At 67.2% G+C, this 12,931-nt stretch carries 12 protein-coding genes and 1 riboswitch; of the genes, 5 read left to right on the forward strand and 7 right to left on the reverse strand.

The annotated features are described in order from the left end of the window. Positions 1–11 precede the first annotated feature (11 nt). From BW971_RS04755 to BW971_RS04765, 3 genes are all read right to left on the reverse strand, one after another. Positions 12–1,355 carry a bifunctional o-acetylhomoserine/o-acetylserine sulfhydrylase gene (locus BW971_RS04755; RefSeq protein ID WP_076477003.1) on the reverse strand — a complete coding sequence of 448 codons (1,344 nt, stop codon included), beginning with the start codon at positions 1,353–1,355 and terminating at the stop codon, positions 12–14. A 63-nt stretch (positions 1,356–1,418) separates the two neighbouring features. Further along, positions 1,419–1,533: riboswitch (SAM riboswitch) on the reverse strand. A 128-nt stretch (positions 1,534–1,661) separates the two neighbouring features. Continuing rightward, positions 1,662–2,108 (reverse strand): MarR family winged helix-turn-helix transcriptional regulator, encoded by a 447-nt coding sequence (locus BW971_RS04760; protein ID WP_076477005.1) that lies wholly within the window; start codon positions 2,106–2,108, stop codon positions 1,662–1,664. Continuing rightward, positions 2,101–3,546: a DHA2 family efflux MFS transporter permease subunit gene (locus BW971_RS04765; RefSeq protein ID WP_076477007.1), complete on the reverse strand. Its 1,446-nt coding sequence runs from the start codon at positions 3,544–3,546 to the stop codon at positions 2,101–2,103. Before BW971_RS04765 ends, BW971_RS04760 begins: the two co-directional genes overlap by 8 nt. A 272-nt stretch (positions 3,547–3,818) precedes the next feature. Between BW971_RS04765 and BW971_RS04770 the strand changes: the two genes are divergently transcribed. Then, the gene (locus BW971_RS04770) at positions 3,819–5,042 is read left to right on the forward strand and encodes an NADP-dependent isocitrate dehydrogenase (protein WP_076477009.1); all 1,224 of its coding nucleotides are present in this window, start codon (positions 3,819–3,821) and stop codon (positions 5,040–5,042) included. Positions 5,043–5,190: 148 nt separating this feature from the next. Next, positions 5,191–6,432 (forward strand): MFS transporter, encoded by a 1,242-nt coding sequence (locus BW971_RS04775; RefSeq protein WP_076477431.1) that lies wholly within the window; start codon positions 5,191–5,193, stop codon positions 6,430–6,432. Here BW971_RS04775 and bfr read toward each other — a convergent pair. Further along, complete coding sequence (gene bfr, locus BW971_RS04780) at positions 6,425–6,910, reverse strand: bacterioferritin (protein ID WP_076477010.1); 486 nt, start codon at positions 6,908–6,910, stop codon at positions 6,425–6,427. The two genes, BW971_RS04775 and bfr, sit on opposite strands and share 8 nt — an antisense overlap. A gap of 94 nt (positions 6,911–7,004) precedes the next feature. Continuing rightward, positions 7,005–7,184: a (2Fe-2S)-binding protein gene (locus tag BW971_RS04785; protein WP_076477012.1), complete on the reverse strand. Its 180-nt coding sequence runs from the start codon at positions 7,182–7,184 to the stop codon at positions 7,005–7,007. 112 nt (positions 7,185–7,296) lie between these two features. On the opposite strand from BW971_RS04785, the gene BW971_RS04790 reads away from it, so the two are divergent. The 3 genes from BW971_RS04790 to yhjD are packed head-to-tail and all read left to right on the forward strand — an operon-like array spanning position 7,297 to position 10,273. Continuing rightward, positions 7,297–8,139, forward strand: coding sequence for an exodeoxyribonuclease III (locus BW971_RS04790; RefSeq protein WP_234974233.1), 843 nt, complete (start codon positions 7,297–7,299; stop codon positions 8,137–8,139). A 19-nt stretch (positions 8,140–8,158) separates the two neighbouring features. Continuing rightward, positions 8,159–9,190: a tryptophan--tRNA ligase gene (gene trpS / locus BW971_RS04795; protein WP_076477013.1), complete on the forward strand. Its 1,032-nt coding sequence runs from the start codon at positions 8,159–8,161 to the stop codon at positions 9,188–9,190. A 36-nt stretch (positions 9,191–9,226) separates the two neighbouring features. Continuing rightward, complete coding sequence (gene yhjD, locus BW971_RS04800; RefSeq protein WP_076477015.1) at positions 9,227–10,273, forward strand: inner membrane protein YhjD; 1,047 nt, start codon at positions 9,227–9,229, stop codon at positions 10,271–10,273. A gap of 16 nt (positions 10,274–10,289) precedes the next feature. Here yhjD and BW971_RS04805 read toward each other — a convergent pair whose 3' ends face one another. Beyond that, positions 10,290–11,534 carry a D-alanyl-D-alanine carboxypeptidase family protein gene (locus tag BW971_RS04805; RefSeq protein WP_076477017.1) on the reverse strand — a complete coding sequence of 415 codons (1,245 nt, stop codon included), beginning with the start codon at positions 11,532–11,534 and terminating at the stop codon, positions 10,290–10,292. A gap of 6 nt (positions 11,535–11,540) precedes the next feature. Continuing rightward, entirely contained in the window at positions 11,541–12,869 is a 1,329-nt protein-coding gene (locus tag BW971_RS04810; RefSeq protein WP_076477019.1) for an aspartate aminotransferase family protein, read from the reverse strand. Positions 12,870–12,931: the final 62 nt, after the last annotated feature.

The raw sequence follows: 12,931 nt of genomic DNA on the forward strand, positions 1-12,931 counted from the left end.
GCTCGTCACCGTCATCTGGCTGCCGTGAACCCTTTCTCCAGATCCGCGAGGATGTCGTCGATGTTCTCGATACCGACCGCGAGCCTGACCAGCCCCGGGGTGACACCCGCGGTCAACTGCTCCTGCGGGGTCAGTTGCGAGTGGGTCGTCGATGCCGGATGGATCACCAGCGAACGGACGTCACCGATGTTCGCGACGTGGCTGTGCAGCGTCAACGCCTCGACGAATCGCTTGCCCGCGTCGACACCCCCCACGATCTCGAAGCCGATGATCGCGCCCTGTCCCTTCGGCAGCAGCTTCTGCGCACGGTCGTACCACGGTGAGGACGGCAGACCGGCGTAGGCCACCGACTCCACCTGCGCGTGGTCGGCGAGGAACTCGGCCACTCGCTGGGCGTTGGAGACGTGCCGCTCCAGACGCAGGCTCAGGGTCTCGAGTCCCTGGGCGAACAGGAAGGCGTTGAACGGTGCGACCGCGGCGCCGATGTCGCGGAGCAACTGCACGCGCGCCTTGAGGGCGTAGGCAGGTGCACCGAGGTCGGCGAACACCGCGCCGTGGTAGCTCGGGTCCGGGGTGGTGAATCCGGGGAACAGGTCCTGGCCGTCGCGCTGCGCCCGCCAGTCGAACGTCCCGCCGTCGACGATGACGCCACCGATGGCGGTGCCGTGCCCACCGATGTACTTGGTGGCCGAGTGCACGACGATGTCGGCGCCGTGCTTCAGCGGGTTCAGCAGGTACGGGGTCGCGACGGTGTTGTCGACGATCAGCGGCACCTGGTTCTCGTGAGCGACCCCGCCGACGCCCTCGATGTCGAGGATCTCGTTGTCGGGGTTGGAGATCGTCTCGGCGTAGAGCGCACGGGTCTCCGGGCGGATCGCAGCCCGCCAGGAGTCGAGGTCCTCGGGATCCTCGACGAAGCTGACCTCGATACCCAGCTTGGGCAGTGTGTAGTGGAACAGGTTGTAGGTACCGCCGTAGAGCCGCGGGCTGGACACGACGTGCCCGCCGTTCTCCACGATGTTGAGGATGGCGTAGGTCTCGGCTGCCTGCCCCGACGCCAGCAACAGTGCCGCGACCCCGCCTTCGAGCGCGGCGATGCGTTGCTCGACGACGTCCTGCGTGGGGTTCATGATCCGCGTGTAGATGTTGCCCGGCTCCACGAGGCCGAAGAGGTCGGAGGCGTGCTGGGTGTCGCGGAAGGTGTAGGAGGTGGTCTGGTAGATGGGCAGCGCCCTGGAGCTCGTCGCCGTGTCGGCGTGCTGTCCGGCGTGAACCTGCTTGGTCTCGAATCTCCAGTCAGCCGTGGGGTCGTCGATCGCGTCCACTGCTTCTCCGGATGTGGCTTCTTCGGACATATGTGAGGTGTCCCCTCTCGGTCGGTGGGGTGGCGAGCCACCCCGAGATGGGTCCGACCTTCGGACCCGCGCTTGCCGTGGTGTGTGCCACCACAACCCGGTCATCACCCGGAGCACCCCACCGCGGTTGGAGGGTTGCCGATCAGCTAGCCGGGGCTTGTCGCTGACACTCATGACCTGGCGCCAAGGGTATAACACGCGTCTCATCGGACGAACACCGTCTCGTTCACCGTGGTCGCAACGGTGCGCGGCGGCAGCTACACCCGAGCCCGGGCACCACCGTGCCCGTATGTCGGATGGCTCGACTCACCCCTCGGTGATGCGGGTCAGCAGGCGTCGTAGGTGTTCGAGATCGGCGTCGTCCAGATTGCGGAGTCCCGGGGGTGGGGGATCGTCGACCTCGGCGACGGTGGACAGGACGGCACGGCCGGCGTCGGTGATGGTCACCTGTTTGCATCGGCGGTCCCCGTCCACCTGCTCGCGACGGACCAACCCCGCGTCCTCCAGGTCGGTCACCGCGACCGAGGTGGCCGGGGCGTCCATCCCGGTGATCGCGGCCAACTCCTTGAGTGGCATCGCCCGGTCCGCCACCCGTCGCAGGATGCGGATACGGCTGAACGGGAGTCCGGTCGCCGCGGCGACCGATCGGCGCCAGTCGTCGCGCCGGTCGAACACCAATGCCACCATCGACCGCCACACGGCGGCGGTGGGCTGATCCCGTGCGGGGGCGACCTCGTGTTCGGGCTCAGGCATGGACGGGCTCCGGATCGATCAACCGCCGCGCGACGCCGTCAGAACTGCGTCGGGCCCATGCCGTCGACGACGCGACGCCGAGAGTCAGGATGAGCAGGCTCAGCGCGCACACCGTCCACCACATCGGGTGCATCACCGTCACGAGATCACGGGGGAGAGCCGACGAGGTGCTGACCCCGGTGATGGTGCCGGCCAGCGCCACACCGATGCTCACCCCGATCTGCCTGCTGGTCGAGGCCACCGCCGACGCGGCACCCGCCCGGTGGCGTGGCATTCCGCTGACCGCGGCGTTGGTGATCGGCGCGTTCACCACGCCGAAGCCGATGCCGAACAGGGCGAACGCCACCAGCAAGGTGGTCACACTCAGGTCCGACAACGTGGCCATCATCGTCGTACACACGATCAGCGTGACACCCGAGACGACCAGCGACGGCCGCGTCCCGTACCGCCCCACCAGACGTCCGGACAGCGGCGAGCAGATCAGGGTCGCCGCGGCCAGTGGCAGGAACATCACGCCGGTCATCACCGCCGACAGTCCGCGCACCTCCTGCAGGTAGATCGACATCAGGAACAGGAATGCCCCATAACCGGCGAACGCCGCCACCGCGATCACCGTCGCCGAGGAGAACGGCACGCTGCGGAAGAATCGCAGGTCGATGAACGGGTCGGGATGCGATCGTTCCCAGCCGACGAACACCGAACCCGCGACGACCGCGACCGCGAAGATGACGATGGTCGACGCCGACGACCAGCCCAGCCCTGGTCCCTCGATGAGACCGAACACCAGCGACGCCAACGCCACGATGGCCAAGGCCTGACCCACCGGATCGAGGGTGCGCATCACCGGCGACTTGGACTCCGGCACGAAGATCGCCGCCAGTGTGCAGGTGACCAGGCAGATGGGCAGGTTGATCCAGAACACGCCACGCCAGCCGACCGAGTCGATGAGCACGCCACCGACGATAGGGCCGACGGCCATCGAGATCCCCACCACCGCACCCCAGAGTCCGATGGCGCGGGCGCGTTCACGCTGTTCGGTGAACACCTGGGTGATGATCGACATCGCCACCGGGTTGAGCATCGACCCGCCGATCGCCTGCAGGGCGCGGGCGGCGATGAGCACCCCGACGGTCGGGGCCAGGCTGCAGGCCAGTGAGCCGGCGGCGAAGACCACCAGACCGATCTGGAACACGCGACGGCGACCGTAGCGGTCGGCCATCGCCCCCGAGATCATCAGCAGCGACGCCAATACCAGGGTGTAGACGTCGATGACCCACTGCAGCCCGGACACCGACGCGCCGAGTTCCTCGCGGATCGACGGCAGCGCCACGTTCACGATGGTGGCGTCCATCGAGACGATCAGCAGGCTCATACAGCAGGTCACCAGGATGATCGTCTTGCGTCGGGGCGTCAGCCCGTCGGCGATGGTTGTACTCATACAACCATTGTATTTATACAAGCTCATTGCGCAATCCGGATGCAGCCACTCCTCGTTCCCGGCCGGCGCGCGGGGCGTACGGTGAGTGGTAACAGTACGTCCGTAATGTTTGCCAATCGTTCCGCTGTTGCGGCGAGCGGAGCACCATCGGTGCGTACTAGTTTGAGAAGATCTGCTGATACTCGCACCGAGTTTCGGTCGGTGGCCGTGCGTGCTCACGAGGCGTCACGCGGCACGAGCCGACAACACCGCCAAGGAGGACGCGTAGGCACATGGGAAAGATCAAGGTAGAGGGCACCGTCGTCGAGCTCGACGGTGACGAGATGACCAGGATCATCTGGCAGTTCATCAAAGAGAAATTGATCCATCCCTACCTCGATGTGAACCTGGAGTACTACGACCTCGGCATCGAGTACCGCGACAAGACCGACGACCAGGTGACGGTGGACGCCGCGCACGCCATCCAGAAGCACGGCGTGGGCGTGAAGTGCGCGACCATCACCCCCGACGAGGCGCGCGTCGAGGAATTCGACCTGAAGAAGATGTGGCGTTCGCCGAACGGCACCATCCGCAACATCCTCGGCGGCACCATCTTCCGTGCGCCGATCATCATCTCCAACGTCCCGCGACTGGTGCCCGGATGGACGAAACCCATCGTCATCGGTCGTCACGCCTTCGGCGACCAGTACCGTGCCACCGACTTCAAGGTTCCCGGACCGGGCACCGTGACGGTCAGCTACACCCCCGAGGACGGCAGCGAGCCGGTGGTCCACGAGGTGGTGACGATGCCCGAGGCCGGCGGCGTGGTGCAGACCCAGTACAACTTCCGCAAGTCGATCGAGGACTTCGCGCGGGCGTCGCTGAACTACGGTCTGCAGCGCAACTACCCGGTGTACCTCTCCACCAAGAACACCATCCTCAAGGCCTACGACGGCATGTTCAAGGATGTGTTCCAGGAGGTGTTCGACTCCGAGTTCAAGCAGGAGTTCGACGCCGCCGGGTTGCACTACGAGCACCGGCTGATCGACGACATGGTCGCCTCCTGCTTGAAATGGGAGGGCGGTTACGTCTGGGCCTGTAAGAACTACGACGGTGACGTGCAGTCCGACACCGTCGCGCAGGGCTTCGGATCGTTGGGGTTGATGACCTCCGTGCTGATGACCCCGGACGGCTCGGTGTGCGAGGCCGAGGCCGCGCACGGCACGGTGACCCGCCACTTCCGCCAGCACCAGCAGGGCAAGCCCACCTCGACCAACCCCATCGCGTCGATCTTCGCGTGGACGCGCGGGTTGGAGCACCGGGGCAAGCTCGACAACACCCCCGAGGTCATCGAGTTCGCGCACCAACTCGAGGACGTGGTGGTCAACACCGTGGAGAGCGGGAAGATGACCAAAGACCTCGCGCTGCTGGTCGGTGGCGATCAGGAGTATCAGACCACCGAGGAGTTCCTCGGGTCGATCGACGAGAACCTCGAGCAGGCCCGCAACGCCCACTGATTCCGCACGCTCTTCTCGGCCGCCGCATCGGGTGTGAACGACTTCACCCGGTGCGGCGGAATCATTGTTCCCGGTGCTGCCGTTGGCACTCCGCGTGGCGTTGTCGCACGCCCCGCCCCCGTACGCCGCATCCCGAGAGGAGTCACCCGTGTCCGCTGTGCTGCACCAGACCGAGTCGACCGGGCGGACCGCCCCCTCGGCGCGACGGCTCGCGATTCCGGCACTGGCGCTCGGTGGCTTCGGCATCGGGACCACCGAGTTCGTGTCGATGGGGCTGCTGCCCAACATCGCCGGGGCGCTGCACGTCGGTGAGCCGACCGCCGGCCACGTCGTCTCCGCCTACGCACTCGGCGTGGTCGTCGGTGCGCCGTTGATCGCCGCCCTGACCGCGCGGATGTCACGCCGCGCCCTGCTCATCGGCCTGATGGTCGCGTTCACCGTCGGTAATCTCGCCACGGTCTTCGCGCCGAGTTACGAGACGCTGATGGCCGCCCGGTTCGTCGCCGGTCTGCCGCACGGTGCCTACTTTGGTGTCGCGGGCCTGGTGGCCGCGCACCTCGCCGAGCCGGGTAAACGGGCCAAGGCGATCGGCCAGGTGATGCTCGGGCTGTCGGTGGCCAACGTGATCGGGGTACCCGCGGCCACCTGGCTCGGCGACACCTTCGGATGGCGCACCGCCTTCGGTGTCGTCGCGTTCATCGGGGTGGCCACCGTGACCGCGCTCGTCCGCCTGCTGCCGCGACTCGACGACATGACGGTGACCAACCCGATGACCGAGCTCGGCGCGCTGACCCGGGCGCAGGTCTGGTTCACCCTGCTGGTCGGCATCGTCGGCTTCGGTGGGATGTTCGCCTTCTACACGTACGTGCGCACCACGCTCACCGACGTGTCGGGAGTCTCCACCGGACTGGTGCCGATAGCGCTGATGCTGTTCGGGCTCGGCATGGTGCTCGGCAACATCCTCGGCGGGTGGCTGGCCGACCGCGATGTGGTCCGTGGCATCGCCATCGGACTGGTGCTGCTGGTGGTGGTGCTCTCGACGTTCGCGCTGGTCGCCGGGTCCATGTGGCTCGCGTTGGTGCTGGTCTTCGCGACCGGGGTATCGGGCTCGGTGCTGGTGCCCGCGCTGCAGACCCGTCTGATGGACGTCGCCGACGACGCGCAGACGCTGGCCGCCGCGCTGAACCACTCGGCCCTCAACATCGCCAACGCCGGGGGTGCCTGGCTCGGCGGGGTGGTCATCACCGCCGGTCTGGGCTACCGCAGCCCGTCGGTGCTGGGTGCGGGGCTGGCCGTCGCCGGACTGGTGGTGCTGGGTCTGGCGTTGCTGTACGCCCGGGCACGGCACCCCCGATCCGGTGCCGTGCCCGTGGCGTCCGGGGTCAGCTGACCGTCGGCGGGGTGTCGATGACCTTCGTCAGGTAGAGCTGTTCGCCGAGTTGGTCGAGCAGCCCGAGCTGGGTTTCGAGGTAGTCGATGTGGTGCTCCTCGTCGCGCAGGATGTCCTCCAGCAGCTTCGACGAGGTGATGTCGCCCTTGCTGCGGCACAGTGCCGCGCCCGGCCGTAGCCGCTCGACGACCTCGAGCTCGATGGCCAGATCGGATTCGAACTGTTCGCGCAGGGTTTGGCCGATGCGCAGCGGCAGCAACTTCTGGTAGTTCGGCAGCCCCTCGAGGAACAGGATGCGGTCGGTGAGGATCTCCGCGTGCTGCATCTCCTCGATGGACTCCGCACGCGTCTTCTCGGCCAGTTTGGTGAAGCCCCAGTTGCCCTGCATCTTGGCGTGCAGGAAGTACTGATTGATAGCAGTGAGCTCACTGGTCAGCTGCTCGTTAAGCAGAGCAATGACCTCGTCGTCGCCGCGCATGACAATCTCCGTTCACCCGTAGTTGATGGGCGAACGGTAGCATCGTGGCAAGCATTACCGCAGGTAAGGGTGCCTTCAGATGTGATTGTGGGCGTCAGGCGGCGGTGGTCTCCATTCGTTCTCCGCGCAGGATCGCGTTGATGCGTTCGACGCAGGAGCCGCAGCCCCAACCGGCACCGCAGCGCTCACCGATGTCGTCGGCGCAACGGGCACCCTCGGTGCAATGCTGCTGCACCTCGGACTCGGTGACCGCCTTGCAGATACACACGAACATCGTTGACTCCTCGACCCTGCTGACTTAGGCAAGGATTACATTCCACGCCCGTGTTTGGCAAGGTTTGCCTTCGTCTCAGCGGTGTCGGTGGGTGCGGATACCGTGACCGACCGTGACGGACTCCGGGACGACAGGCGATCTGACCATCACCACCGTGAACGTGAACGGCATCCGCGCGGCGGTGAAGCAACGCAACGACCGCAACCACGGCTTCCTGCGCTGGCTGCGCGAGACGTCGTCGGACGTCGTGCTGCTGCAGGAGGTGCGGGCCACGGCCGAGCAGGCCCACGAGGCGCTCGCGCCCGCCCTGGAGTCGGGGCGGTGGCACCTGACCACCACCGAATCGACGGTGAAGGGGCATGCCGGGGTCGGGGTGTTGAGCCGTCGGCCGCCCATTGCCACCCGGGTGGGATTCGGCTCCGATGAGTTCGACGGCACCGGGCGGTATCTCGAGGTCGACTGGGCGGGCGATCGGCCGCTGACCGCGGCGTCGGTCTACGTACCCAAGGGGGCGGCCGACGGTGAGAAGCGCGATGACAAGTTCCGCTTCCTCGCCGGTTTCGCCGAGTACCTGTCGGCGCTGAACCGCCGCCGTCGCGACGTGGTGGTGGCAGGCGACTGGAACATCGCACCCGCCGAACTGGACATCAAGAACTGGAAGGGCAACCTGAAGAGCCCCGGTTTCCTCCCGGAGGAGCGGGCTTGGGTGGCCGAGTTGCTCGCGTCGGGCTGGCGCGATGTGGCCAGGGAGCTGACCGGGGACGAGTCCGGTCCCTACAGTTGGTGGTCCTGGCGGGGCAAGGCCTTCGACAACGACTCCGGGTGGCGGATCGACTATCACCTGGCCAACCGCCGGTTGGGCGAGCGGGCGATCGCGACCTCCGTCGACCGTGCCGCCGCCTACGATCTGCGCTGGTCCGACCATGCGCCGGTCACCGTGCGGTACGCGCCATGACGGGTGCGAGAATCAGGGCATGACCACCGATCCGACCACCGACCGGCGACCCCGGGTGCTCTCCGGCATCCAGCCGACCAGCGACTCCTTCCACCTGGGCAACTACCTCGGTGCGCTGAAACAGTGGGTGGAACTGCAGGACGACTTCGACGCCTTCTACTTCATCCCGGACATGCACGCGATCACCGTGCCGTATGAGCCGGCGCACCTGCGCGAGCGCACCCGGGTCGCGGTGGCGCAGCTGTTGGCCATCGGGGTGGACCCCGCACGCGCGACGATCTACGCGCAGTCGCACGTGCCGGAGATCTCGCAGCTGACCTGGGTGCTGTCGAGCATCACCGGATTCGGCGAGGCCTCCCGGATGACGCAGTTCAAGGACAAGTCGGCTCGTCACGGTGAGGATTCGGCGGGGGTGGGACTGTTCACCTACCCGATCCTGATGGCCGCCGACATCCTGGCCTTCGAGGTGGATCGGGTACCGGTGGGAGAGGATCAGCGTCAGCACCTGGAACTGACCCGGAATCTGGCGCAGCGGTTCAACTCCCGGTTCGGGACGGTGTTCCGGGTGCCGGAGCCGCACATCGTCGCGGAGGTCGCCAAGATCTACGACTTGCAGAACCCCGGGGCCAAGATGAGCAAGTCGGCGGAGTCCGACTCCGGCCTGATCAACCTGCTCGACGACCCCAAGCGGTCGGCCAAGAAGATCCGCTCCGCGGTCACCGACAACGAGCGGGAGATCCGGTTCGATCGCGCGGCCAAGGCGGGGGTGTCCAACCTGCTCACCATCCAGTCGGCCCTACGTGGGGTGCCCGTCGACGAACTCGTCGTGCACTACCGCGACAAGGGATACGGTGACCTCAAAGTGGAGACCGCGACCGTGTTGACGGACTTCGTCACGCCGGTGCGTGATCGGGTGTCGGAGTTGATGGCCGCACCCGATCAGATCGACGCGATCCTGGCCGAGGGGGCGATCCGGGCGCGTCGCGTCGCTGCCGCGACGTTGGCAGACGTCTATGACAAGGTGGGTTTCCTGGCACCGGCGGGCAGCTGACGAGAACCGACATCTCTCAACACGAGGACGGCATACATGGCGCAAACCCCCATCTCCGACGAGGTGGAGTCGAAGAAACCATCCTTCCTCGACAAGCAGCGTGCCCAACGCCCCTGGTTCGACCATCTGATGGGGGCCGCCAACCGCTACCAGGACCGCAACGGTGACTACTTCGCCGCGGGTGCGACGTACTTCAGTGTATTGGCCCTATTCCCGATCCTGATGGTGGCTTTCGCCGCCCTCGGATTCGTTCTCGCCAACAACCCCGATCTGCTCAACGAGGTCCGCGACCGGATCACCGACAAGGCGCAGGGGGGTATGGGTGACACGCTCAAGAACCTCGTCGACCAGGCCATTGCCTCGCGCACGACCATCGGTGTGATCGGTCTGCTCGGCGCTCTCTACTCCGGCCTCGGCTGGATGGCCAACCTGCGCAACGCATTGACCGTGCAGTGGGGCAGCGAGCCCGAGGGAGGGAACTTCCTCAAGACGAAATTGTCGGATCTCGCCGCGCTCATCGGTCTGTTCTTGGCGTTGGTGGTGTCGTTCGCGCTGTCGGCGTTGGCGGGCAGCTCGTTGACCACCAAGATCCTCGACGCCATCGGTCTCGGCGACGTGCCCGGGGTGGGGGTGGCGGTGCGCATCGTCTCGGTCATCATCTCCATCGGTGCGTCGTGGGTGTTGTTCACCTGGGTGATCGCCAAACTGCCGCGGGTCAAACTCCCGGTCCGCAACGCCATGCGTGCGGGTCTGCTGACCGCGGTGGTGTTCGAGATCTTCAAGTACATCGCCACCTTCTACCTGGCCAAGGTGACCAGCGGGCCCGCGGGTGCCACCTTCGGCCCCATCATCGGCATCATGGTGTTCGGGTTCATCACCACCCGCATCGTGTTGTTCGCGACCGCCTGGGCCGCAACCGATCCGCGCAATGCGGAATACGAGCCGGCACCCGTGCCGGATCCGGTGATCATCAGCCCACGGGTCGCGGTGCGGGAGACGCCGTCGCCGGTGGGAGTCCTCGCGGCGGTCGCCGCCGGTGCGCTCGCGGCGGTCGGGTTGTCGTCGGCCCGGCGGCGGAAATAGTCCCCGGCGGTCTCGTTCAGCGGCGCGACCGGCGGATCACGATCAGGCCGGCTGCGACCAACGTCAGCGCGACCACCGCGCCGATCACCCCCAGCGTCACGCGCGACGTCGACGACGAGGCGGACCGCGGCTGTGCCGCGGGTCGACGCTCGCCCGCGGTGGTGGGTTCCTCGCTGCGTTGCGGTCGGGGCGGACCGGTGACCAACGTGCCGACCGACGCACCTGTCCGCGCCGCGAAGCCGTGGTCGAACAGGGCCGTCGTCTGGCCCCAGTACGAATCGTCGGCCAGATTCACGCCGTACATCTGCGCGAGCACCAGTCGACGGCCGTTGCGTTCCACCACGCCCACGTAGGTCTTCAGCGCATCGTCGGTGTACCCCGTCTTACCGCCGAGCGCGCCCGGGTACCCGTCGGCGACCAGCCGGTTCTGGGTGAACATGGGGTAGGCGGGGTGATCGGTGTCCTCCGGCGTCACCTTGGGGTGGCCGGGGAACTGCGCCGTCGTCTGCGCGACGATGCCCCGGAACTCCGGGTTGGTCATCGCGGCTGCGAAGATCACCGCGAGGTCGTAGGGGGAGGTGCTCATCCCCGGGGCGTCCAGCCCCGACGGCGACGCGACCCGGGTGTCCTGCGCGCCCAATGTCGCGGCCTTCTCGTTCATCAGTCCCACCGCGACCTCGTAACCACCGAGGGTGCGGGCCAGCGCGTTGGCACAGTCGTTGCCCGACACCATCAACAGTCCCTGCAGCAGTTGATGCACGGTGTACACCGCACCCGGTCCGACTCCGCAGGCGTCGCCCTCCATCTGATAGTCCGCGTCGGTCGCGGTGACCGGCATGGACAACGACAACCGGTCCAGCACCACCAGTGCCAACAGCACCTTGATGGTGCTCGCCGGCCGGTAGCGTCCGTGCGGATCCTTGGCCACGATGACCTGCCGGCTGTCGAGGTCGGCGACAATCCACCCGGCAGAGGTGATCCCGGCGGGCAGCGGCGCGTCGCCGTCGGGCTGGATCACCCCGCAGGCCGACAGCTTCTCACCGCCGACCGCGGGCGAGGGCACCGGTAGTGGCGCGGGGGCAGCCTGTCCGGCGGGGACCACCTCGGAGGCGTCCACCGGCGCGGCGGGATGGACCCGGTACGGGCAGGCGGAGGTGTCGGGTGTGGTCGGCGGCACCGGTGGCGGGTCCGCCCACGCCGATGCGGGGGCGGCGAACAGGCAGATCACCGTGGCAACCGTGGCGACGACGCGTCGTGACATGGACGCTCAGACCACCGACAGTGCGTCGTCGAGGATCTGCAGCGCCTCCTTGGTGTCCGCGGCGTCGACCGTGCACGGCGGACAGAGGTGGAAGCGGTTCATGTTCTGGAAGAGCAGCAGTCCGTCCGCCTTCGCGCGCGCGGCGATGGCCGCCATCTCCGGTGACGACGCGCCATAGGGGGCCAACGGCTCCCGGGTGGTCGGGTCTGCCACCAGTTCCAGCGCCCAGAAGACCCCGAGACCGCGGACCTCGCCGATCACCGGGTGACGGCGCGCGAGGTCGGCAAGGCCGGGACCGAGCACGTCGGCACCGATCGCCGCCGCGTTCTCCACGATGCCCTCGTCCTGCATCGTCTCGATGGTCGCGACCGCGGTGGCACAGGCTAGCGGATGTCCGGAATAGGTCAGCCCACCCGGGTACGGAGTGGTGGCGAAGCTCTCGGCGATGGCGTCGGAGATGATGACCCCGCCGAGAGGGATGTACCCGGAGGTGACCCCCTTGGCGAAGGTGATCAGATCGGGCTGGACGCCGAAGTTGTCCAATGCCAACCATCTCCCGGTCCGGCCGAACCCCGCCATCACCTCGTCGAGGATCATCACGATGCCGTAGCGGTCGCACAGTGCGCGCACCCCGTCCAGGTAGCCCGGCGGCGGCACCATGATGCCCGCCGTCCCCGGTATCGACTCCAGGATGATCGCGGCGAACGCGTCCGGTCCCTCGAAGGCGATCAGCGACTCCAGGTGCGCCAATGCGCGCTCACATTCCTGCGCCTCGGTCTCGGCGTGGAACTGGCTGCGGTACAGGAACGGTGCGAAGAAGTGCACCGACCCTGCCGTGCCGTAGTCGTTGGGCCAGCGCCGGGGGTCACCGGTCAGGTTGACCGCCTCGGCGGTACCGCCGTGGTAGCCGCGGAACGCCGACAACGTCTTGTATCGGCCGGTGTGCAGCCGGGCCATCCGGATCGCGTGTTCCACCGCATCCGCTCCGGCGTTGGTGAAGAACACCTTCTCGAAACCGTCGGGCGCTAGTTCGGTGATCAGTTCGGCGGCGCGGGCGCGCGCTTCGTTGGCATGGCTCGGGGCGATGGTGCACAACCGTTGCGCCTGTTCGGCGATCGCCGCGACCACTCGCGGGTGCTGGTGCCCGATGTTGGTGAAGACCAGTTGCGACGAGAAGTCGAGATAGCTCCGACCGTCACCGTCGACCACCCGGGAGCCCCGCGCGTCGGTGATGACCAGCGGATCCACCGCCGCCTGCGCGGACCAGGAGTGGAAGACCCGCGATCGCTCCAGGTCGTAGATCTTCCGGGCGGCGGGGTTCTCGGGTGCGGGCACAGATGGCTCCTGTCGTGTGGCTTGGGTCCATGGTGCCCGCCCCGCCGCCGACGTGGGCGGTG

Source organism: Williamsia sterculiae (assembly GCF_900156495.1).
GTDB lineage: Bacteria > Actinomycetota > Actinomycetes > Mycobacteriales > Mycobacteriaceae > Williamsia_B > Williamsia_B sterculiae.

Bases quoted from the DNA above. Each gene is read 5' to 3' on its own strand.
- BW971_RS04755 (WP_076477003.1), bottom strand. From the start codon at position 1,355: ATGTCCGAAGAAGCCACATCCGGAGAAGCAGTGGACGCGATCGACGAC.
- BW971_RS04760 (WP_076477005.1), bottom strand. From the start codon at position 2,108: ATGCCTGAGCCCGAACACGAGGTCGCCCCCGCACGGGATCAGCCCACC.
- BW971_RS04765 (WP_076477007.1), bottom strand. From the start codon at position 3,546: ATGAGTACAACCATCGCCGACGGGCTGACGCCCCGACGCAAGACGATC.
- BW971_RS04770 (WP_076477009.1), top strand. From the start codon at position 3,819: ATGGGAAAGATCAAGGTAGAGGGCACCGTCGTCGAGCTCGACGGTGAC.
- bfr (WP_076477010.1), bottom strand. From the start codon at position 6,910: ATGCGCGGCGACGACGAGGTCATTGCTCTGCTTAACGAGCAGCTGACC.
- BW971_RS04785 (WP_076477012.1), bottom strand. From the start codon at position 7,184: ATGTTCGTGTGTATCTGCAAGGCGGTCACCGAGTCCGAGGTGCAGCAG.
- trpS (WP_076477013.1), top strand. From the start codon at position 8,159: ATGACCACCGATCCGACCACCGACCGGCGACCCCGGGTGCTCTCCGGC.
- yhjD (WP_076477015.1), top strand. From the start codon at position 9,227: ATGGCGCAAACCCCCATCTCCGACGAGGTGGAGTCGAAGAAACCATCC.
- BW971_RS04805 (WP_076477017.1), bottom strand. From the start codon at position 11,534: ATGTCACGACGCGTCGTCGCCACGGTTGCCACGGTGATCTGCCTGTTC.